The sequence below is a fragment of the Burkholderia sp. 4NA327C6 genome (assembly GCF_005502655.1).
Taxonomy (GTDB): Bacteria; Pseudomonadota; Gammaproteobacteria; order Burkholderiales; family Burkholderiaceae; genus Burkholderia; species Burkholderia contaminans.
In genome coordinates, this window is the sequence record NZ_SCNZ01000016.1 from 148,000 (window position 1) to 169,256 (window position 21,257).

The 21,257-nt window shown below is 68.1% G+C and carries 17 protein-coding genes; 4 read left to right on the forward strand and 13 right to left on the reverse strand.

From position 1 onward, the window contains the following. Window positions 1-10 precede the first annotated feature (10 nt). Entirely contained in the window at window positions 11-478 is a 468-nt protein-coding gene (locus FFS49_RS18455) for an OsmC family protein (protein WP_105815202.1), read from the forward strand. Between the two features lie 7 nt (window positions 479-485). On the opposite strand, the gene otsA is transcribed toward FFS49_RS18455, so the two are convergent. From otsA to FFS49_RS18470, 3 genes are all read right to left on the reverse strand, one after another. Then, window positions 486-1,892 carry an alpha,alpha-trehalose-phosphate synthase (UDP-forming) gene (otsA, locus tag FFS49_RS18460; RefSeq protein ID WP_105815203.1) on the reverse strand — a complete coding sequence of 469 codons (1,407 nt, stop codon included), beginning with the start codon at window positions 1,890-1,892 and terminating at the stop codon, window positions 486-488. Window positions 1,893-2,543: 651 nt separating this feature from the next. Beyond that, window positions 2,544-4,163, reverse strand: coding sequence for a methyl-accepting chemotaxis protein (locus tag FFS49_RS18465; protein WP_105815204.1), 1,620 nt, complete (start codon window positions 4,161-4,163; stop codon window positions 2,544-2,546). A 469-nt stretch (window positions 4,164-4,632) separates the two neighbouring features. After that, window positions 4,633-6,711, reverse strand: a complete 2,079-nt coding sequence (locus FFS49_RS18470; protein ID WP_224755672.1) for a TonB-dependent receptor — start codon at window positions 6,709-6,711, stop codon at window positions 4,633-4,635. Window positions 6,712-7,298: 587 nt separating this feature from the next. On the opposite strand from FFS49_RS18470, the gene adhP reads away from it, so the two are divergent. Beyond that, window positions 7,299-8,327 carry an alcohol dehydrogenase AdhP gene (gene adhP, locus FFS49_RS18475; protein WP_039367642.1) on the forward strand — a complete coding sequence of 343 codons (1,029 nt, stop codon included), beginning with the start codon at window positions 7,299-7,301 and terminating at the stop codon, window positions 8,325-8,327. 69 nt (window positions 8,328-8,396) lie between these two features. Here the strand turns inward: adhP and FFS49_RS18480 are convergent, their stop codons facing one another. The 4 genes from FFS49_RS18480 to FFS49_RS18495 form a co-directional block, all read right to left on the reverse strand. Next, window positions 8,397-9,842: a sialidase family protein gene (locus FFS49_RS18480; protein ID WP_105815207.1), complete on the reverse strand. Its 1,446-nt coding sequence runs from the start codon at window positions 9,840-9,842 to the stop codon at window positions 8,397-8,399. A 180-nt stretch (window positions 9,843-10,022) separates the two neighbouring features. After that, on the reverse strand, window positions 10,023-10,355 hold the full coding sequence (locus tag FFS49_RS18485; RefSeq protein WP_135370715.1) for a hypothetical protein: 333 nt from the start codon (window positions 10,353-10,355) through the stop codon (window positions 10,023-10,025). Next, window positions 10,300-10,731 (reverse strand): MarR family transcriptional regulator, encoded by a 432-nt coding sequence (locus FFS49_RS18490; RefSeq protein ID WP_039367648.1) that lies wholly within the window; start codon window positions 10,729-10,731, stop codon window positions 10,300-10,302. Before FFS49_RS18490 ends, FFS49_RS18485 begins: the two co-directional genes overlap by 56 nt. After that, on the reverse strand, window positions 10,728-11,645 hold the full coding sequence (locus FFS49_RS18495; RefSeq protein WP_105815412.1) for an alpha/beta hydrolase: 918 nt from the start codon (window positions 11,643-11,645) through the stop codon (window positions 10,728-10,730). Before FFS49_RS18495 ends, FFS49_RS18490 begins: the two co-directional genes overlap by 4 nt. A 300-nt stretch (window positions 11,646-11,945) precedes the next feature. On the opposite strand from FFS49_RS18495, the gene FFS49_RS18500 reads away from it, so the two are divergent. Further along, the gene (locus tag FFS49_RS18500; protein WP_039367651.1) at window positions 11,946-12,911 is read left to right on the forward strand and encodes an ABC transporter substrate-binding protein; all 966 of its coding nucleotides are present in this window, start codon (window positions 11,946-11,948) and stop codon (window positions 12,909-12,911) included. 52 nt (window positions 12,912-12,963) lie between these two features. Continuing rightward, entirely contained in the window at window positions 12,964-14,058 is a 1,095-nt protein-coding gene (locus tag FFS49_RS18505; RefSeq protein ID WP_105815208.1) for an LLM class flavin-dependent oxidoreductase, read from the forward strand. A gap of 105 nt (window positions 14,059-14,163) precedes the next feature. Here FFS49_RS18505 and FFS49_RS18510 read toward each other — a convergent pair whose 3' ends face one another. The 6 genes from FFS49_RS18510 to FFS49_RS18535 form a co-directional block, all read right to left on the reverse strand. Further along, complete coding sequence (locus FFS49_RS18510) at window positions 14,164-15,096, reverse strand: ABC transporter substrate-binding protein (protein ID WP_039367657.1); 933 nt, start codon at window positions 15,094-15,096, stop codon at window positions 14,164-14,166. Window positions 15,097-15,130: 34 nt separating this feature from the next. After that, window positions 15,131-16,921, reverse strand: a complete 1,791-nt coding sequence (locus FFS49_RS42940) for an amino acid ABC transporter permease/ATP-binding protein (protein ID WP_083417607.1) — start codon at window positions 16,919-16,921, stop codon at window positions 15,131-15,133. A 64-nt stretch (window positions 16,922-16,985) separates the two neighbouring features. Then, entirely contained in the window at window positions 16,986-18,338 is a 1,353-nt protein-coding gene (locus FFS49_RS18520; protein ID WP_039357693.1) for an LLM class flavin-dependent oxidoreductase, read from the reverse strand. Window positions 18,339-18,345: 7 nt separating this feature from the next. Continuing rightward, a complete protein-coding gene (locus tag FFS49_RS18525; RefSeq protein ID WP_105815209.1) occupies window positions 18,346-19,395 on the reverse strand; it encodes an LLM class flavin-dependent oxidoreductase in 1,050 nt (349 codons plus the stop codon). 52 nt (window positions 19,396-19,447) lie between these two features. Further along, entirely contained in the window at window positions 19,448-20,395 is a 948-nt protein-coding gene (locus FFS49_RS18530; protein ID WP_105815210.1) for an ABC transporter substrate-binding protein, read from the reverse strand. Window positions 20,396-20,451: 56 nt separating this feature from the next. Then, window positions 20,452-21,012: a GNAT family N-acetyltransferase gene (locus FFS49_RS18535; RefSeq protein ID WP_039357701.1), complete on the reverse strand. Its 561-nt coding sequence runs from the start codon at window positions 21,010-21,012 to the stop codon at window positions 20,452-20,454. Window positions 21,013-21,257 lie beyond the last annotated feature (245 nt).

Here is a 21,257-nt window from a genome sequence, read left to right on the forward strand (position 1 = left end):
CGGAGTCGCCATGAGCGAGGCGCACGTATCGGTCGATGTCGCGCAGCAGGCGCGTTTCTGTTTCGAAGTCGCATTTGCCGGCACGACGCTGGCGCCGGTGCTTACCGACGAACCGCCGCCGCTCGGCGACGGACGCGGGCCGAACCCGATCCGGTTACTGGCCGCGTCCGTCGCGACCTGTCTCGCGGCGAGCCTGCTGTTCGCGCTGGAAAAGCAACATGTCGATCCGCAGCCGATCGCCGCGCATATCGACGTCGACATGGTGCAGAACGAAGCGGGCAGGGTGCGCGTGGGCGCGATGTCGGTACGGCTGTCGATCGGCAAGACGTGGGCCGATCTCGCAGCCGCGACGCGCGTGCTCGATCGGTTCGATGCGTATTGCGTACTGACGGAGAGCCTGCGCGAAGGCATTCCGGTTTCGGTGGACCTGTGCGACGTGAACGGCGCGGTGTTCGAATACGCGATGACGAACGCGTGAGCGCAGATCAGGATTCGGTCGCGGCCGCGACTTCGGCGGCTTCGGCGAGCGCGTTGAGAAAGCGCGTGCGCCACCAGTGCACGTCGGTCGCGCGCACGATCGCCATCAACGCCGCGTGACGCTGGCGGCGCTCTTCGAGCGGCATCGCAAGCGCGCGCTGGATCGCCTGTGCGGTGCCTTGCGTGTCATACGGATTGACGAGCAGTGCCGACTTCAGCTGCTCGGCCGCGCCGGCGAAACGCGACAGCACGAGCACGCCCGGATCGGCGGCATCCTGTGCGGCGAGAAACTCCTTCGCGACGAGGTTCATCCCGTCACGCAGCGGCGTGACGAGCGCGACGCGGCTCGCGCGGTAGAGGCCCGGCAAGCGCTTGCGCGCGACGGTGCGGTGAATGTAGCGCATCGGCATCCATTCGAGTTCGCCGTAGTCGCCGTTGATCGCGCCGCACAGGCTGTCCATCTCGCGCCGCAGGTCGTCGTACGCGCCGAGATCCTCGCGGCTCGGCGCGGCGATCTGGATCAGCGTCGCGCGGTTGCGGTTCTCCGGGTATTGCTCGAGCAACTGGCGGAATGCATTCACGCGCTGCGGCAACCCCTTCGTGTAGTCGAGCCGGTCGACGCCGACCAGCAACTGGCGGCGCGAGTATTCGTCGCGCATCCGGTCGAACATGTCGAGGCCGTCGCGATCGCGCGCGAGCGATTCGAACTCGTCGACGTTGATGCCGATCGGGAATGCGCCGGCCGACAGCGTGCGGCCGAATGCGCGCAGGCGGCCGTCGGGCAGCCGCGCGGCGCCGGCTTCCGCTTCGACGTAATGCTCGAAGTGAAGCAGGTCCGACTCGGTCTGGAAGCCGACGAGATCGTAGGCGAACAGCGAACGCATCAGCCATTCGTGCTCCGGGATCGCGGCCATGATCGGCGGCGGCGGCATCGGAATATGCAGGAAGAAGCCGATCGGATTCCTGCAGCCCATCGCGCGCAACTCGGCGGCGAGCGGAATCAGCTGGTAGTCGTGGACCCAGATGGTGTCGTCGGGCCGCAGCAGCGTGCGCAGCTTGCGCGCGAACAGCTGGTTCACGCGCCGGTAGCCGTCGGCGAAGCGGCGGTCGAACTGCGCGAGATCGAGCCGGTAGTGAAACACCGGCCACAGCACGTTGTTCGAATAACCGAGGTAGTACGCGTCGTAATCCTGCGGGTCGAGATCGATCGTCGCGAGCTGGATGCCGCCGACGTTCTGGATCTGCACTTCGTCGCCGTGCGCAGGCTGGTCGTCGCCGCCGCGTAGCCTCCCGCTCCAGCCGAACCAGACGCCGCCGGATTCCTGCAGGCTGTCCTTTACGGCGACGGCGAGCCCGCCGGCCGCGGCCTTACGGGGATCTGCAATGCGATTGGATACGACGACGAGTCGGCTCACCAGCTCTCCTGACGTTTGTTGAGGGAAAGGTTCGTGCGGCCGTGGCGCGAGAAGCAGACGCCGCCATCGACGCGCGATACGCGCAGAGCGATGGGGCCGCAATGCGATCGGACGGGAGTCAGGGCACGCGATTCGCCGTCCGAACGGGGAGTGCTTTTTTAAGCATACTCGTCATTCGGTCGTTTTAAAAGTCTGCATCGGAGAGCGATGCACGTGCGGATGCAACGTGATCTCCATGTCGCCGGTATGGCAACGTGCGAACCGCGGGCGGGATCGAAAATTGCGCACCGCTGCAAACGTAGCGTGCGCCCTACGATGTGGAGGAGAGCGTATCGCACGCAATCGTTCGTGGTGGCGTGCATGGCCGGGCACGCGCACGATGTCGCGCCGGTCGGTAGAAACGAGCGCCGGCGATGCGATTACGCAGGTGTGCGCGTTACACGCACGCGTGCCGCGAACGCGCGGCGCGAATCGGCGAAGCGCGACGCCGTGCATGCGAACCGGCCGCGCCGGACGGTGACGATGCGCAGCGGTTGCGCGTGCCGCGTGCGGCCGCGCTTCGCGCGGTGCGCGCAAGCGTGATACAGGCGGACCGGCGGAACAGCGGGCGCATCGTCGTCTCCTTGCGGTATCGGTTACGCGGTTATGCGGTTACGCAGCGGCCGGCTGCCAGTGATGCGCGGCGGGTTCTTGCGTGTACGCGCCCGGCGACGCCACGTGCGTGCCGGACGGCATCCGGAACGCGGCAACCGTTTCGGACAGCTCGCGGCCTTGCGCCTCGAGCGACTTCGATGCGGCCGCGGCCTGCTCGACGAGCGCCGCGTTCTGCTGGGTCGTCTCGTCCATCTGCGTGATCGTCAGGTTCACCTGGTCGATGCCGCGGCTCTGCTCGGCCGACGCGGCCGCGATCTCGCCCATGATGTCCGTCACACGCGCGACGGCCTGCGTGACGTCCGACATCGTCTTGCCGGCTTCGCCCGCGAGCTCGGAGCCGTCGCGGATCGTCTGCACCGACGCGGAGATCAGTTCCTTGATCTCCTTCGCCGCCGTCGACGAACGTTGCGCGAGGCTGCGCACTTCGCTCGCGACCACCGCGAAGCCGCGGCCCTGTTCGCCCGCACGCGCGGCTTCGACGGCCGCGTTCAGCGCGAGGATGTTGGTCTGGAACGCGATGCCTTCGATGATGCCCGTGATGTCCGCGATCTTCGACGAGCTGTGGCCGATCTCCGTCATCGTGTCGACCACGCGGCCGACCACCGAGCTGCCGCGCTGCGCGACGTCCGATGCGTTCGCGGCGAGCGAGCTGGCCTGTTGCGCGTTCTCCGCGTTCAGGCGCACCGTCGACGTGAATTCCTCCATCGTCGCGGCGGTTTCCTGCAGCGACGCGGCCTGTTCCTCGGTGCGCTGGCTCAGGTCGAGGTTGCCCGACGCGATCTCGCTGACCGCATGCGCGATGCTGTTCGACGAATCGCGCACGCGGCCGACGATGCCGATCAGCCGCTCGTTCATCGTTCGCAACGCTTCGAGCAGATCGCGCGTCTCGTCGTTGCCGCTCACGTTGATGCGGCTGCCGAGATCGCCGTTCGCGACCGTGCGCGCGACGTCCACGGCCGAGCCGATCGGCGCCGTGATCTTGCGCGTCAGCCACAGGCCGCCGCATGCCGCGACCACGACCGCGATCAGGCAGATGCCGGCCAGCAGGTTGCGCTCCATCGCATAGCGATCCGCGAATTGCTGCGCGATCGCGAGCTCGCGTTCATGCGTATAGGTTGCGTATGCATCGGTTGCGCGCACCAGTTGCGCGAGCAGCGGGCGGCAGTTGTCGTCGATGTCGGCGATCGCCTCGTCCTTCTTGCCGGCCTGCGCGAGCCCGACGATGCGCAGCGCGACGGGCCCGTAGCTGGCTTCGATGCGCACGATGTCGGCCACCAGTTCGCGCGCGCGGTCGGAGGTGTCCGTCGCGTTCGCCATCATGTCCTTGAGCTTCGCGAGGCGATCCTGCACGTCCTTGTGCGCCTGGTTCACCTCGGCCAGTTCGAGCTCGACGTCGGACGGTTTGGTCGCGAGCACGAGGTTGCGCGCGGCGATCGCGCGCCGGTCGACCGCGGTACGGATTTGCGCGGAAACGGTCGCCCGCGCATTGATGCCGTTCATGTAGCGGGAAAACTCGGCGTTCGTATCGGATAGCGCCTTGAGTGCCATGCCCGACACGATCACGACGACCGCGGCGAGCAGGCCGAAGCCGCCAAGGAGTTTTGTTCTGATGCTCATTCTGGCGATTTTCACAGTGTGCCTCTGTGCGTGTGGTTGACGAATCGGATTTATTGTTCGACCAGATACGGGCTCGTGCCGGCATTAACGGGTATACGGGATGATTCTTTACCCTTCGAAAACCCTGATATTAGTTTTTTTAGCGCTGGAATCGTTGCCGGATGGGCGCGCCTGATTTTGATCAGGAATTGACGGAGTGCCCGTGATTAAAAGGTTTATACATGGAATTCGAAACCGGTTTTGCTGGGTGAAACAGAAACTATCGTTTTGCTAATAATTGTCTGATGAATCGGTTTCGATTTATGGATGAATATCGGATTTTGTTTCGACTTGATTGGAGACGGGAACCGGTGCGCGTCGCGGGAGAATGCCGCGCAATGAGCGGTAATGACGGATCAACGGAAATTCGCGGCGCAGGGGGAGCGCGCCGGAACGAGGCCCGCGGCGGGCGCCGCGGGCCATGAGAGGGTCAGAACGTGGTGCGCAACCCGGCCATCACGCTGCGGCCGCCTTGCGGCGCGAAGCCGCGCACGACCGAGGTCGAATAGCGGATCTCCTGGTTCGTCAGGTTGTCGCCGCGCAAGTACGCGAGCCAGTGCGTCGGGCCGACGCGGAACTTGTAGGTGAGCATCACGCCGAGCGACGTGTAGCCGTCCGTCGAAAAATCGTTGTCGGGCACGCGGTGCTGCGACCACGCATGCGTGACTTGCGCACGCGCGCCGAACGGGCCGTAGCCGTAGTCGGCCGCGAGGGTCGCGCGCAGCGGCGCGATGCGCGGCAGCGGCTGGCCCGTGTCGACGTTGCGCGCATGCGTGTAGTCGGCGGTCAGTTCCAGGTCGACCGTGTGGCCGTGCCGCGCGAACGCGCGCCACTTGCCGTCCAGCTCGATGCCGTAGAACTCGGCACGCACGCCGCGGTAGATCGCCTCGTTGAGCGAGCCGTCGGTACCGGGCGCGACCGGCTCGTCGTCTCCGTTCACCACGCGGCCCGTGTTGTACTCGGTCAGGTAGTTCGAGAAGCGGTTGTAGAACACGCCGACGCTGCCGCGGTTCGGGCCGCTCGCGTAGCGCAGCGACAGGTCGGTCGACACCGCCTTTTCCTTCGACGCGTTCGGGTTGCCGATCAGGAACTGGCCGGTCGCATCGTGCGGGCCGTTCGAATACAGCTCGTAGAAGGTTGGCGCGCGTTCGGTGTACGCGACGTTGGCCGCCACCGACCACACGGGCGTCAGCGAGAACAGGGCGCCGGCCGACAGGCTGCCCGCGTTGAATTCGCGCGGCTGCGCGCCCGCGAATTTCTCGACGCCGGCCGGATCGGGATCGACCTTCACGTGTTCGAAGCGGCCGCCGAGGCTCAGCTTGAGCGCGGGGACGACCTGCCATTCCTCGAGGCCGAACAGCGCGACGCTGTTCGTGCGCGTGGACGGCACGAGCAACTCGTCGCCCAGCGCGGAGAACGTGTTCTGGCCGAACTGCACGCCGATGGCGCCTTCGAACGGGCCGATCTTGCGATGCGTTGCCTCGATGCGCGCCTCGTAGCCGCGGTTGCGGAAGGTGGTCGCCGTCTCGCCGTTGTCGACTTCCTTGTGGCGATAGTCGGTGTACGCGAAGTCGAATTTCAGCTTCGTGAACGGCCCGCTCAGGTTGCGCACTTCGGACGCGAGCGCGAGGCGCTCCTGGCGCATCCGCAGCCGCACGTCGCTTTCGGCGACGGAGCCGTAGTTCGATTCGTAGCCGCTGTAGGACAGGCCCGCGAAGCCGTCCGCCCACGTGTACGACGCACCGACCGCGCCGCCGTGCACGCGGCCGTCGCTGTTCGGCACGTTGCCGTACGGCTGCGGCGCGTCGGGGCCGTCGATCGCGCGTTGTGCGCTGCTGCGCGCGTAGCCGGGAATCCGCAGCTTGCTCGTCTCGCGGTCGAACGCATCGACGTGGAACGCGAAGCGGCCGTTGCCGCCTTCGACCTGCGCGGCGCCCGCGCGCACCGAGTTCGCGCCGCCGTAGCGCGCGTCGAGCGCGCCCGTCACGCCTTCGATCGCTTCGCGCGGAATCCGGTTGTCGATCGTGTTGACGACGCCGCCCACCGCATTGCCGCCGTACAGCAGCGCAGCCGGGCCGCGCACGATCTCGACGCGTTCGATCGACAGCGGGTCCTGCGGCACCGCATGGTCGTATGACAGCGACGACGCGTCGTACGCCGCGACGCCGTTCTGCAGCAGCCGGATCCGGTCGCCATCCATCCCGCGGATGATCGGGCGGCCGACCATCGGCCCGTAGGTGGTGGTCGACACGCCGGGCAGCCCGTTCAGCGTTTCGCCGAGCGAATCGGCCTGGCGGCGCGTCAGCGCATCGCCGGAAAGCTGGGCGGTCGGCGCGATCAGTTCGTTGTCGCCGAGCGGGTTCGCGGTCACGAAGATCGGGGCGAGCGTGGTGGCCGGCGGCGTGCCGGACACGGCGGGCGGTTCGGTCTGCGCGTGCGCGACGGCGGCGAACAGCATCAGCGAAAGGGACGAGAGCGGGCGAAGCGGTAGACGAGGGAGGTCGCGCATGGTCGGTGAATCGGTTGGAATCGGATCGGATAACGAGCGATGCGGATCACGGCTGGATACGATATATTGTTGCGTCTGCGACGCGCAGTGACCCGTTGGAACATGGCTCGGCGAGGCCCGGCCACCCGAAGTGGAACGGCGTCAGGCGGACGAGCACGCGAAATGATATGTTATATCATTTCAAAATCCAAGCCGGATGGCGGGATCCTGTCGGGTTTCTGTCGGAAGGGTGAAATGGCGGCGGGAGCGGAAACTGTCTGCGCGGTGCTCGAAACGATCGCTAGAACCGGGTGATGCGATGCGCGCGCCGACGCGTTGCCGATACGTCGGCCCCGTGCGTGTTGCCCGCGTCCGGTGTTCGGTGTCCGTCGAAGCGGCCCGCCGGAAGCGGCCCTGCGCTGATCGATGCGCCGGACGCGGACATCCGCGCCTGAATCAGGAGCCAGTGCGATTCAGCGTCGCGCAACGGTGCGACGTCTTGTAGCGATGGCCATCGTCGTGCATTGCCCCGCGTGTTGATACGTATCAACGTCGGTCGATTCCGAAGCCGGATACTGGGTCGCTCATCGACCAGGCAGGAGCGACCTATGACCCAAACCATGAAAGCGGCCGTCGTGCACGCATTCGGCGAACCGCTGCGCATCGAGGAAGTGCCCGTGCCGACGCCGGGGCCCGGCCAGATCCTCGTCAACATCAAGGCATCGGGCGTATGCCACACCGACCTGCACGCGGCCGACGGCGACTGGCCTGTCAAGCCGACGTTGCCGTTCATTCCGGGGCATGAAGGCGTGGGCATCGTCGCGGCGGTCGGTGCGGGCGTCACGCACGTGCGCGAGGGGGATCGCGTGGGCGTGCCCTGGCTCTACACGGCCTGCGGCCATTGCGAGTACTGCCACACGGGCTGGGAAACGCTGTGCCACGGCCAGCAGAACACCGGTTATTCGGTGAACGGCAGCTACGCGGAATACGTGCTGGCCGATCCCGACTACGTCGGCCATTTGCCCGCGCAGGTCGCGTTCGACGAGATCGCGCCGATCCTGTGCGCGGGTGTCACCGTCTACAAGGGCATTCGCGTCACCGATACGCGCCCGGGCCAATGGCTCGCGATTTCCGGCATCGGCGGCCTCGGGCACGTGGCCGTGCAGTATGCGCGCGCAATGGGGCTGCACGTCGCGGCCATCGACATTTCGCCCGACAAGCTCGCGCTGGCGCGGCAGCTCGGCGCGGAACTGACGATCGACGCGTCGACCGACGATCCGGCCAAGGTGATCCAGAAGGAGATCGGCGGTGCGCACGGCGTGCTCGTCACGGCCGTGTCGCGCAGCGCGTTCGCGCAGGCGCTCGGGATGGTGCGGCGCGGCGGCACGGTGGCGCTCAACGGCTTGCCGCCCGGCGATTTCCCGTTGCCGATCTTCTCCACGGTGCTGAACGGCATCACCGTGCGCGGGTCGATCGTCGGGACGCGGCGCGACCTGCAGGAATCGCTCGACTTCGCGGCCGATGGCCTGGTGCGCGCGCATATCCATCGCGACCGGCTCGGCAACATCAACGACGTGTTCGCGAAGTTGCGCGAAGGCAAGGTCGACGGGCGCATCGTGCTGACCGACATGCATTGATGCCGTGAACACGCACGCGCCGCCGCGCGACGCATCGCGTCATGCGGCGGCGTGGCGGTCATGCAAGCGTCATGGTGCGAAGAACACGTCGGTGCGGTTCGTCAGGTTGCCCGCGTTGGTCTGGACGAAGAACGGATGGAACGACGACGACGGAAGCACGTCGAGCCCCTGGTAGTCGCCGATGAAGAAACCTTCGGCATTGGGCGCGAGCTTCATGTCGAACGGGCCGCCCACACGCCGCTCGTCGGCGAACGTCGTGCCGCCGTCATGCGAGATCTTGCGCCAGAAGCCGGTCGGCAGCGTCGTGGTGTTGCCGGCCTGCAGGTCGCGGAAGTCGTAGTACGTGACCATCACGGCCCCCGTGTTGTCGACGCGCACCGACGGATTGAACGCGGGGCGTCCGGTCGGCGTGTTCAACTGTTGTGGCGCGCTCCAGGTCGCGCCGCCGTCCTTCGACGTCGATACCGCAATCTCGTCGTATGTGCCGCCGTTGAAGCGGCTGTCCTGCCACACGACGTACAGCTGCCCCGACGCGGGATCGATCGCGGGTTCCGGAATGATGTCGCCGGTACGCACCGGTTCGCCGGTCATCGGATCCGTGACGCCGACCGTCTGCAGGCCGGCAATCACCTGCGGTTTCGTCCATGTTGCGCCGTCGTCGGTCGACTTGATGAACGCCACCTTGCCGGCCGCCTTGCTGAACGGAGGCTGGATCAGGTCGAAGAAATCGTAGAGCGTGCCGTTCCTCGGATCGACCACGATCTGGTTGCCGATCGTCTGCTGGCGTGAAGGCACGTTGACGATCACTTTCGGGGCGCTCCACGTCTTGCCGCCGTCGGTCGTCTTCGAGAACAGCGTCGGGCCGCGGAACGCCTTCGTGTGCAGGTTCGCATAAGGGTTGCCGTTCGGCAGCTCGAGGCGGTCCCATACCGCGTAGGCCGTGCCGGCCTTCACCGGGTTCGCGGTGACCGATTCCTTGTCGTTGAAGAACTGCGTCGTCGGCTCGTCGTTCGCGATCAGCACCGCGGGGCTGCTCCAGGTCTGTCCGCCGTCGGACGACACCGACGCGGCAACCGCATTGCTGTTGTTCGACTGGTTGAACGAGATCGACACCGAGTACGCGGTGCCGTCCGGCCCGAACGAGACCCACGGATCGGACGCGCGCTCGTACTTGAGCCCGCCCGGCGCGCATGCGCTGAACGGCTGCGGCGTGCGTGCCCAGGTCGCGCCGCCGTCGAACGTGTAGCCGGCGACGAGCCCGTGGGCGCCGCCGTTCGACCAGCGGTCCTGCTGCCACACGCCGATCATGTTCATCGGGTTTGCAGGGTTGACCGATAGCCACGGCTCGACTTCGGCGTTCACGTAGTTGGTGCCGGGGCCGCCGATGGTGCAGGCGACGAACGGGCTCGGGCCGGACACGACGACGGGATCGGCGTGCGCCGCGGCAGCGGCGGCCATCGCCATCGCGGCGGACAGGCGGGTGACAAGCGAGTGGGACACGATCATGCGTCGCATGGACTGCTCCTCGTTGACGTGCGGGTGCGATGGGGCGGCACGACGCGGCAGCGCGATCCGGCGCGCGGCGTCGTATGCCGCGCATCGGGCCGATACGTGTCGTTCAGGATGCCGCTTCGGTCATCGCAATCCGCGTGCGCTGGACGCCGCCAGCACTTCGGTTAAGACTCCTTTTCATTTTCATTGATTGTCGGGCGTGACTGCGATGTCGGCCGGACGGGAAGCCTTGCCCGGGCAGGCGACGAATGTGTCGAGGTGGATTGCAATGTAGGCGATTCGAATGCCGCCCGGCAGGCAGTTTTTTGTAACAGTGCGTAGCCGGAAAGCGTTGCCGGAAGAGGGCGGCGGACGCGCAAAAAATGCCGTCGAGACGGCATGAAAATCGAATCGAAAATGCGAATCGGAATCGCTTTCGATGGGGCCGTTGAGCGCCGGCGGCGATGCGGGATCGTGCTGCTCAGCGCTCCGCCGGAAACCGCTCCTGCAGCGCATGCAGCCATCGCGCGACGACATCGAGTTCGTCGTCGGAGAACCCGTCGCACAGCTTGCCGTTGAGTTCGCGCAGCAGCACGCGCGCACGCTTGAGCGCGGCGTGGCCTTCATCGGTGAGGTACAACCGCGTCGCGCGGCCATCGTCCGAATCGGCGTGGCGCGCGATCAGGCCGGCTTTCGCCATCCGGTCGGCGAGCCCCGTCATCGCGGACGGCGCAAGCTGCAGCGCGGCGCCGACTTCACCGATCAGCGCGCCGTCCTGTTTCGCGAGACAGAACAATACGCCGGCCTGCGCGGCGCTCGCGCGCGTCTCGGTCTCCGCCTTGCGGTCGATCCAGCGCTGCACGCGCCGCTGGCCGATGTTCAACATGAAAAACAGTCGTCGGTCTTCGCTCAAGCTGGGTTCCCGGCTGCAATGGAAAGGGAGGGGCGGCGTGCGGCGCGCGGCGTGTCCAGTGCCTGCGCGAGCCAGTCGGCCACGTCGGGCCACAGCACGGTGCCGGGGCGGCTGCGAAAGAAGCCCATGTGCCCGACCGGGCCGCTGCCCGCCGCGTGCGGATCGATCTGGCGGCGTTCGACCGTCGCGCGGGTCAGATAGCTTACCAGCAGACCGATCGCAGTCGGGTTCGCCCACGGGTCGTCGTCGAAGCCCAGCGCGAGGATCGGCAACTGCTGCTTCGCGTATCGTTCGGCGGCGCCGAGCGTCGGATCGTCGAAGAAATAGTTCGGCAGCGCGGTCCAGCGGCTCCATTCGCGGAACACGCCGGCCGGCATGTCCTCGCCGAGCCCGAGCCGCTTGCCGGGCACGTAGCCGAGCAGTGCCGACATCAGCGGACCGAGCACACGCAGGATCAGCCGCACCTTCAGGCGTTCGGCCGCCTGCGTGATCAGCCGCGTGCTGCCCGCATGCGCGGCGATCAGCACGGCCGCGCGCAGGTGCGGCGTCGCGGCGGACAGCCCGATCGCATGGCCGCCGACGCTATGCCCGACCGCCAGCAGCGGCAAACCGTCGTACGCCTGCCGCGCCCACGCGGTCGCGGCGCCCACGTCGAGTTCCATCCAGTCGCGCATGCGGGCCTTCAACGCACGCAGGCGCGCGGGGCGAGACGCGCCGATGCCGCGGTAGTTGTAGGTGAGCGCCGCGAAGCCGCGTTCGGTCAGGAAGCGCGCGAAGCCCGCATACAGCCGCTCCGGCACGGCCGTTGCCGAATGGATCAGCACCAGCGCGCGCGGCGGCGCGTCCGGCGACCACAGCGTGCCGTGCAGCGCGTAGCCGTCGGCGGCGGAAAACTCGATGGGTTGGGAGGTCATGGCCATCCTCGCTCGGGCAGTTATTTCGTATGCGAAATATAGTCCAAGATTTATTTCGCGCGCGAAATATCTGTTGAGGATTCGTTCGAACCGGGTTCCCGCGACCGCGACCGGCGGCATCCGGCGAGGCCCGCCGTGTCATAAAACATTTGCATCTTTCGATAGAAGAATATTGCGTTTGTTTCATGATCAAGATCGACGTATCTTCAGCGGTTCCATCCGTTGCGCCGGCCACCATGCACGGCGGACCACGGGGCGCCGCCCTCGCGCGGCCGCCCGCCAACCCTACGGGAGATCACGTTGTTGAGTCGAATCGTCACGGCACTCTTGCTGGCGCTTGCCGCGCAGCCGGGCATGGCCAAGGACACCGTCACGCTGCGCGTCGGTGAACAGAACTACTTCAACATCCAGGCGTCGATGGAGGCGTCCGGCGTGCTGAAGGACCTGCCTTACACGATCGAGTGGAAGCATTTCCAGGCCGCCGCGCCCGTTGCCGAATCGCTGAACGGCAATGCGATCGACGTGGGCTTCCTCGGCGATTCGGCGCTGCTCACGCTGGCCGCGCGCGGCGCGCCGGTGAAGGTGGTCGCGGTGTCGCGCCAGAGCCTCGACGGCGTCGCGATCCTCGTGCCGAAGGATTCGCCGGTGCGCACCGTGGCCGACCTGCAGGGCAAGACTATCGCCGTATGGCGCGGTGCGTGGAGCCAGCAGCTCGTGCTGCGCGCGCTCGAACACGCGGGCTTGCGCGCGGATTCCGTCAAGTACGCGTACCTGATGCCGATCGATGCGACCAACGCGCTCGCGAACGGTTCGGTCGACGCCGTGTCGCTGTGGGAGCCGTTCGTCAGCACGCTCGCGTTGCGGCAGGGTGCGCGGCCCGTGGCGACCGCGCAGGGGCTGATGCCGGCGCTGAGCTTCGTTGCCGCGAACGAGCAGGCCGCCTCCGGCAAGCGCGCCGAGATCACCGATTTCCTGCGGCGCGTCGTTGCCGCGCGCCAGTGGGTCGACAACCATCCGCGCGAGTACGCGGACCTGTGGGCGAAGCGCGCGAAGCTCGAACCCGACGTCGCATACCGCTGGCTCAACAACGCGAAGCAGCGCGTCGGCCCGGTCGACGAGACGGCCGCGAAGGACGCGCAGAACACGGCCGACTTCCTGCACAAGGCCGGCGTGATTCCGGCGGCGTACGACACGTCGAAGCTGCTCGACCGTTCGTATGCGGGTGCGTTCGCGGCGCCTGCGCAGAAGACGGCTGCCGCCCAGTAAGCGGGCCATACCGGCCACGATTCCCGATCGATAACCCGAAGGACCCCCCGACATGCCAGTCGACATCATCGGCATGATCACCGCGACACCCGGCGCGGAGGTCGACGTACCGGGCGGCGCGGCCGTCCAGCCCGACTACGTGCGCCGCTTCGCGCAGGCGCACGAGGCCGCCGGCTTCGACCAGATCCTGGTCGGCCACTTCAGCAACGCGGCGGACGGTTTCATCGTTGCGTCGTTCGCGGCCGCCGCGACCGAACGCATCCGCATCCTGCTCGCGCACCGGCCGGGCGTGATCGTGCCGTCGGCCGCCGCGCGGCAGATCGCGACGCTCGACGTGTTCAGCGGCGGCCGGCTCGCGCTGAACGTCGTGTCGGGCGGCGACGATGCGGACCTGCAGCGTGACGGCGATTTTGTGCCGCACGATGCGCGCTATCGCAGGACCGGCGAATACCTCGACGTGCTGAAACGGATCTGGCAGGCCGACGCGCCGGTCGACCACGACGGCACGTTCTACCGGCTGCGCGGTGCGTCGCCGCTCGTCAAGGGCGCACAGCGGCCGCACGTGCCGATCTATTTCGGCGGATCGTCGCCGGCCGCGCTGGCGGTCGCGGGCGAACATGCCGATGTCTACATGACGTGGGGCGAGCCGCTCGCGTCGGTGCGCGAGCAGATCGCGCGCGTGCGGGCGGCCGCCGCGCCATTCGGGCGTGCGCCGCGCATCAGCGTGTCGTTCCGGCCGATCGTCGCCGACACCGAGGCGGCCGCATGGGAGAAGGCCGAGGCGATCCGCGAGCGCGTGCGCGCGGCGCGGGTCGCGAACGGCCAGCCGATTGCCGGCCATGCGCCGCAGAATGCGGGTTCGCAACGGCTGATGGCGGCGGCCGCGCAGGGTGACGTGCTCGACGAGCGGCTGTGGATGGGTGTCGCGAACCTGACCGGCGCGCGCTGGAATTCGACCGCGCTGGTCGGCACGCCCGAACAGGTCGCGCAGGCGCTCGGCGCGTATTACCGGCTGGGCGTGTCGACGTTCCTGATTCGCGGGTTCGATCCGCTGGACGATGCGCTCGATTACGGGCGCGAGCTGATTCCGGCGATTCATGCGCACGTAGCGGAGCTTGACCGGTATCACGCGGCGGTGACGGCGTAGACGCATCGCGGCGCAACGTTGTACGGGACTTCAGCGATTCGCCCCGGCATTTCCGTTACGGGATGCCGGGGCGATGTCATTCGGGTCGTCGACGTTTCGACGCCGTCAAAACGACGGCAACCCCGGCGGATTGGTCTCCGCACGCGCAATCGCCTCGCTCTGCAGACCCCAGCGCGCGAGCGCCTGCCCGTAGCGGCCGTTGCCGATCAGCGCGTTCGTCGCGAGCGTCAGCGCGGGTGCAAGCCCGCTGCCGCGCCGCGTCGCGATCGCCACGTCGGCGTTGGCCGGCCAGCCCGCATTGACGACGCCGACGCGGCGGATCTTGCCCGTGCGCGCGGCCTCGTACGCGAGCGATGCATTCGGGTTCAGCTCCGCATCCGCGCGACCCGACAGCAGCGCGACGCGCGCCGCCGCATCGTCGTCGAAATAAAGCAGCTCGGCCGGCTTCAGCCCCTGCGCCACGTTGCGCTTGTTCCACTCGAGCAGGATGCGCTCCTGGCTCGTCCCCGCGCCGGTGATGATGCGCAGGCCCGCGATATCCCTCGGCTCGGCGAGCTTCGCGATCGGGCTGCCGGTGCGCACATAGAAGCCGTGCAGCCCGAGCCGGTAGGTCGTGAAATCGTATTTTTCCTTGCGCTTCTCGGTCACGCCGACGTTCGAGATCACTGCGTCGTACTTGCCGGACGTCAGCCCGAGCGGCCAGTCGGCCCATGCGATCGGCAGCAGCACCAGCGTGCGGCCGAGCGCGTCGGCGACGAGCTGCGCATAGTCGGGATCGGCGCCGACCACGGTGCGCGCGTCGGTCGCGTAGGTCGACACGGGCGGCGCATGCGGTGAAATCGCGACCGTGAACGCGCCGTCGCGTACCCAGCGGTAGCCGGCTGCCGCACGGATCGCCGCGTCGTCGGGTTGCGCGCGCGGCCGGCCGGCCTGGCGCGGATCGAGGTCGGCCGTCGCGGCGGCCGCGTGCGCCGCGCGCCACGGCAGGCCCGCTGCCGCGACCAGCGCGGCGGTCATGAACTGGCGTCGGTCGGTCATCGTGCGGTACCTCGCAGGTCGGGAGCGGCGCGCATCACAGCACCCGCGACAGGAACGCACGCGTACGCGGATGCGACGGCGCGTCGAGCACGACGGCGGGCGGCCCGGCTTCGACGATGCGCCCGCGCTCCATGAACAGCACGTTGTCCGCGACTTCGCGCGCGAAGCCGATTTCGTGCGTGACGATCACGAGCGTCGTGCCCGAACGCGCGAGCTCCTTGATCACGTCGAGCACCTCGTTGACGAGTTCGGGATCGAGCGCCGACGTCGGCTCGTCGAACAGCAGCACCTTCGGGCGCAGCGCGAGCGCCCGCGCGATCGCGACGCGCTGCTGCTGGCCGCCGGACAACTGGCGCGGATACGCATCGGCCTTGTCCGCGAGGCCGACGCGCGCGAGCAGCGTGCGGGCGATGCGTTCGGCGGCATCGCGCTTGATGCCGCCGACGGCGACCGGCGCTTCGACCAGGTTCTCAAGCACGGTCAGGTGCGGGAACAGGTTGAAGTTCTGGAACACCATCCCGACAGCCGTGCGCCGCGTCAGCACGTCGCGCTCCTTCAGCTCGTAGAGCACGTCGCCGTCGCGGCGATAGCCGATCAGTTCGCCGTCGATGTCGATGAAGCCGTCGTCGACGCGTTCGAGATGGTTGATCGTGCGCAGCAGCGTCGACTTGCCCGAGCCCGACGGCCCGACGATCGCGGTCACGCTGCCGCGCGGCGCGACGAACGACACGTTGTCGAGCACGCGCTGCATGCCGAACTGCTTCGAGACGCCATGCACGGCCACTTCGCCGCCGGCGCGCGGTGCGACGGCGCTCGCCGCGTCGCCATCATCGTGAGCCTGGGCGACCGATGCCGCGTGACGGGACGCGACACGGCGCCACAGCGCGCCGATACGCGCAAGCGCGAACGTGATGACGGACGGCGGCGGGTTGCGCAGCGCGCCGCGCGCGTAGTGCCGCTCGACCTGCACCTGGATGGCCGACAGCACGGTCAGGATGATCAGGTACCAGACGGTCGCGACCATCAGCAGCGGAATCACTTCGAGATTGCGGCGATAGATCACCTGCACCGTATAGAACAGCTCCGGCATTGCGAGCACGTACACCATCGACGTGCCTTTCGCGAGCGAGATCAGGTCGTTGAACGCGGTCGGCAGGATCGCGCGCATCGCCTGCGGCAGCACGATCCGCGTGGTCTGGCGGCCGCGCGGCAGCCCGAGCGCGGCGGCGGCTTCGAGCTGGCCCTGGTCGACCGCGAGAATGCCGCCGCGAATCACTTCCGCGGAAAACGCCGCGTGGTTCAGCGTGAGGCCGAGCACGGCCGCGAGGAATGGGCTGATGAGATCGGTCGTCGGCGTGTCGAACCACACGATGTCCGTGAACGGCACGCCGAGCCGCACGTGCTCGTACAGGTAGCCGAGGTTGTTCAGGATCAGCAGCAGCACGATCAGCGGAATCGAGCGGAACAGCCACACGAATGTCCACGCGCTCGCCGACAGCAGCCTCGAGCGCGAAAGCCTGGCCAGCGCGACGAACGCGCCGAGCACGAAGCCGAACACCGCACCGAGCAGCGTCAGCACCAGCGTGCGTGCGAGCCCCGACAGCACCGGCGGCGACAGGAACCATTCGGCGAACACCGGCCAGCCCCATTGCGGGTTGCCGAGAATCGAATGCAGGACGATCGCGATCAGCGCGACGGCGAGCACGGTGCCGGCCGTGCGCGACCGGTGGCGCGCGGGCACGATCCTGAAACGCGTGCCGGCGTCGCGTGCGCCGGGGGGAGAGAGCGGCGGCAGCGCGCCGCCGAGGTGGGTGGTGTCGCTCATGTCGGTGGAAATCCTCGAATCGGTCGGACGGGCGCGCCGCGCACGGGCGGCGCGGCGGCGGGTGTCAGGCGTGCGCTTCGGCCGCCGTTTCGTGCGACGCGCCAGGCGCCGCGTGGCGGCTGGCCTTGCGCGGCAGCCCGAGGTGGTCGCGCAGCGTTGCGCCGGGCAGGTCGCGGCTGTAGCGCCCGCGTGCCTCGAGCTCCGGAATCACGAGTTCGACGAAATCCTCGACGCCCTGCGCCTGCACCGCGAAGCCGAGGATGAAACCGTCGCCGGCACCGGCGTCGTGCCAGCGGATCAGCTCGTCGGCGACATGCTCGGCCGTGCCGATGAAGTTCGGGCGCGGCGTGGCGACCGCGAGCGCCGTCTCGCGCAGTGAGAGCCCTTTCTGTTTCGCGTCGGCCTTGATCCGGTCGGTGGTCGAGCGGAAGCTGTTGCGGCCGAGTTCGCCGAGTTCAGGGAACGGCGCATCGAGCGCGTACTGCGTGAAATCGTGGTGATCGAAATAGCGGCCGAGATACGCGAGCGCCTCGTCGATCGTCAGCAGGTTGCGGATCGCCTGGTATTTGTCCTCGGCCTCGGCCGCGGTGCGGCCGACGATCGGCCCGATGCCGGGGAAGATCTTCACGTCGCTGCCTTGCCGGCCGTGCTCGATCGCGCTCTGCTTCACGCGCCGCGTGAACGCGGCCGTTTCGTCGAGCGACGGCGAATGCGTGAACACCGCATCCGCATACTTGCCCGCGAGCGCGATGCCGGTGTCCGACGAACCGGCCTGGAAGATCACCGGCTGCCCCTGCGGCGAGCGCTGGATGTTGAGCGGGCCCGCGACCTGGAAAAAGCGGCCGTGGTGGTCGAGCGTGTGGAGCTTGTCGCGGTCGAAGAAGCGGCCGGTCGCGCGGTCGCGCACGAAGGCGTCGTCGTCCCAGCTGTCCCACAGGCCTTGCACGACTTCGAGGTATTCGTCGGCGATCTCGTAGCGCAGTTCGTGATCGGGATGCGCCTTGCCGAAATTCTTCGCGGTGCCTTCGAGCGGCGTCGTCACGACGTTCCAGCCCGCGCGTCCGCCGCTGATCGCATCGAGCGACGCGAGCTGGCGCGCGACCGTGAACGGTTCGCTGTACGACGTCGAGATCGTGCCGGCGAGCCCGATCTTCTTCGTCGCGACCGCGAGCGCCGACAGCACGGTCAGCGGTTCGAAGCGGTTCAGGAAGTGCGGGATCGACTTCTCGTTGATGTAGAGGCCGTCCGCGACGAACGCGAACGCGATGCCGGCGGCTTCCGCCTTGCGCGCGATGCCGATCGCGAAGTCGAGGTTGATGCTCGCGTCCGGCGGGTTGCTCGGGTGCCGCCATGCGTTCATGTGGCTGCCTGCGCCTTGCAGCATCAGGCCGAAGGGGATCGATCGTCGGGTGGTCATGGGAGCGTCACGCGTTCTGGTCAGGAGAGAGGGAGCGGTCGGCCGCGAGGGCCGCCTGCAACGGCGAGGCCGACAGCGCGCCGCCGAGCCATTCGACCGATGCGAGCCGGGCCGCGTAGTCGGTCACCGGCGAATCGATCACGAACGCATCGACGTCGAGCCGCCGGCTCAGTGCATCGAGCGCGCGGTGGATGCGCTCGGGCGTATCGGCCAGCACCGTCGGGCGCAACTCGTCGATCCGGTAGTCGGACGCGCCGCTCTGCCGCGCGAATTCGGCGGCCGCCTGCGCGCTGGCGAGATTGAAGCTCTGGCCGCCCGCGAACTGCAGCTTGAAGATCTTCAGCGGCCCGATCAGCTGCTCGGCCGCGTCGCGCGTCGGCGCGGCCACGGCGTACAGCGCGACCAGCGGCCGCGTGCCGCCCGCGCTGCGGTACGCGTCCAGCGAGCGTTCGAGGTTCGCGTCGTCGCCGTTGAAATGGCCGGCGTAGCAGAAACGCCAGCCGTTGCGCGCGGCGAGCGCGCCGCTGTCCGGCGAGCCGCCGAGCAGGATGCGTTCGGGCGCCTGCGGCGGCACGGGCAGCGCGACGGCGCCGGCGAGCGGGTGATCCTCGGCGACGCCCCAGCCGAGAAACGCGTCGAGCTCCGCGAGCTGGCCCGCGAAGTCCGGCTTGCGCGCCTTGTCGTGGAACCACTGCAGCGCGCGCGTGGTCAGCGGCAACCCGCCGGGCGCCTTGCCGATACCGAGATCGACGCGGCCCGGCGCGAGCGCGGCCAGCACCTTGAAGGTTTCGGCGACCTTGAACGGGCTGTAGTGCTGCAGCATCACGCCGCCCGAGCCGACGCGGATGCGCAACGTGTGCGCGAGCAGGTGCGCGACGACGATCTCCGGCGCCGAGCTTGCAAAGGCCGGCGTGCCGTGATGTTCGGCGACCCAGAAGCGCTCGTAACCGAGCTGTTCGGCGCGCTGCGCGAGCGTCGTGGTGAAGCGCAGCGCGTCGGCGGCGTTCGCGCCGTCGGCGATCGGACTCTTGTCCAGCAACGAAAGCGAATAAGACATGGTGGGCGGCGTTCCTGCGTGAGCGTGAATGGACGGTGAGCGTGCGCGGCGTTCAGCTCTTCGGCAGCCCCGGCGGATTCGTGCGCGACTGGTCGATCGCTTCCGATGCGAGGTTCCAGCGGTCGAGCACCTGCTGGTAGCGGCCGTTCTTGATCAGCCCGTTCAGCGCGACGGTGAGCGGATCGGCGAGCCCGCTGCCGCGGCGCGTCGCGATCGCGATGTCGGCGGTGCGCGGCCAGCCGCCGCTGATCGCGCCGACGAGCCGCGTCTTGCCTTGCTGCGCGCTCTGGTACGCGAGCACCGAGTTCACGCTGAACACCGCATCGGCGCGGCCCGACTGCACGGCGACGATGCGCATCGCCTGATCGTCGTAGTACTGGATCTGCACGGGTTTCAGCCCGTGCGCGACGTTCTCGCGATCCCACGCGAGCAGGATTTTTTCCTGGTTGGTGCCGGCGTCGGTCACGATGCGCAGGCCCGCGACGTCCTTCGGCTCGCGGATCGCCTGGATCTTGCTGTCGTTGCGCACGTAGAAGCCGACCTGGTCCTTGCGGTAGGTCGAGAAATCGAACTTCTGCTTGCGCTCCTCGGTGACGGTCACGTTGGAGATCACCGCGTCGACTTTCCCGGATTCGAGGGCGAGCGGCCAGTCGGCCCACGCGAGCGCGACGATCTTCAGCTTGCGGCCGAGGCTATCGGACACGAGCTGGCCGACGTCGGCGTCGAAGCCGATCACCGTGCGCGCGTCGGTCGCATACGAGCTGATCGGCGGCAGGCTCGGCGCAACGCCGATCGTCAGCGTGCCGGGCTCGGCGAACTTGAACGACGCGGGCACGGCGCGCTCGACGGCCGCATCGGCCACGCCGCGCGGGCGGCCGCGTTGCTCGGGGCTCAGGTCGAACGTGGCGGCGGCCGCGGCTGCGGCGAACGCGGTCAGGCCGATCAGTGCGGCGGCCAGCGTGCGCGCGGCACGGGAAGAAAACGGTACGGCTCGTTGCATGTAGACGTCCTGTGGTGGCAAGCGGAGATCGGAGGGAGGCAGGGAGGCGGTCGCGGTCAGCGCGACAGCACCGGTTCGGGCACGGGCGCCCACAGGTCGGCCAGCGTCGACGTGCGCGACGGATCGGCGAGATCCTTGCCGAACCGCAGGTGGAAATACGCTTCGGGCGCGATCGACGGATCGAACAGCCGCGTATAGCCGGTGCGGTCGTACAGCGCCCATGCTTCGGGCTGGCGGAAACCGGTGGTCAGGTAGATGCGACGATAGCCCTGCTGCGCGGCGCGCAACTCGAGCGCCTCGACGATGAGGCGGGCGAGGCCCTGGCGGCGCAGGTCCGAGCGGGTCCAGATGCGTTTGAGCTCGGCGGTCTGCGCGTCGTAGCGCTTGAACGCGCCGCCGCCAATTGTTACGCCGTCGCGCAGCAGCAGAACGAACGCGCCTTCGGGCGGCGCGAACGCTTCGGCCGGGTAGCGAGCGAGTTCCTCGCGGGCGGACGCGCGGCTGTCGGGGCGATACGCGTTGTAACGGGTCGAATACTCGTCGATCAGCGCGTCGATCAGCGGTTGCGCGCGGACGTCGAGCGGCGTCGTGTCGATGATGCGGTCGGTCGTGGCCATGGGCATCGCGAAGGGCGCGCGATGCGGACGTTCCTGGCGGGGTGCGGGCACGCGGCCCGTCCGGTCTGTTCCGTTATCGCGACGCGGTTGTCGTGATGGCGGCGGCCGGTGCGCATCCTGCCGGAATGCAGATGGCGGGCCGCCGCCGTTTTGAACACGTTAGCGGCGCGGCCGGCAAAGGCGAACGAAGCAATTTCGATAAGGATTTCGCGGCAAGCGTCAGAAGGCTTGCAGCGGGGGTGGGG

Coding starts and splice junctions, on each gene's coding strand:
- FFS49_RS18455 (WP_105815202.1), top strand. CDS start 11: ATGAGCGAGGCGCACGTATCGGTCGATGTCGCGCAGCAGGCGCGTTTC.
- FFS49_RS18465 (WP_105815204.1), bottom strand. CDS start 4,163: ATGAGCATCAGAACAAAACTCCTTGGCGGCTTCGGCCTGCTCGCCGCG.
- FFS49_RS18470 (WP_224755672.1), bottom strand. CDS start 6,711: ATGCGCGACCTCCCTCGTCTACCGCTTCGCCCGCTCTCGTCCCTTTCG.
- adhP (WP_039367642.1), top strand. CDS start 7,299: ATGACCCAAACCATGAAAGCGGCCGTCGTGCACGCATTCGGCGAACCG.
- FFS49_RS18480 (WP_105815207.1), bottom strand. CDS start 9,842: ATGCGACGCATGATCGTGTCCCACTCGCTTGTCACCCGCCTGTCCGCC.
- FFS49_RS18485 (WP_135370715.1), bottom strand. CDS start 10,355: ATGTCGTCGCGCGATGGCTGCATGCGCTGCAGGAGCGGTTTCCGGCGG.
- FFS49_RS18495 (WP_105815412.1), bottom strand. CDS start 11,645: ATGACCTCCCAACCCATCGAGTTTTCCGCCGCCGACGGCTACGCGCTG.
- FFS49_RS18505 (WP_105815208.1), top strand. CDS start 12,964: ATGCCAGTCGACATCATCGGCATGATCACCGCGACACCCGGCGCGGAG.
- FFS49_RS18510 (WP_039367657.1), bottom strand. CDS start 15,096: ATGACCGACCGACGCCAGTTCATGACCGCCGCGCTGGTCGCGGCAGCG.
- FFS49_RS42940 (WP_083417607.1), bottom strand. CDS start 16,921: ATGAGCGACACCACCCACCTCGGCGGCGCGCTGCCGCCGCTCTCTCCC.
- FFS49_RS18520 (WP_039357693.1), bottom strand. CDS start 18,338: ATGACCACCCGACGATCGATCCCCTTCGGCCTGATGCTGCAAGGCGCA.
- FFS49_RS18525 (WP_105815209.1), bottom strand. CDS start 19,395: ATGTCTTATTCGCTTTCGTTGCTGGACAAGAGTCCGATCGCCGACGGC.
- FFS49_RS18530 (WP_105815210.1), bottom strand. CDS start 20,395: ATGCAACGAGCCGTACCGTTTTCTTCCCGTGCCGCGCGCACGCTGGCC.
- FFS49_RS18535 (WP_039357701.1), bottom strand. CDS start 21,012: ATGGCCACGACCGACCGCATCATCGACACGACGCCGCTCGACGTCCGC.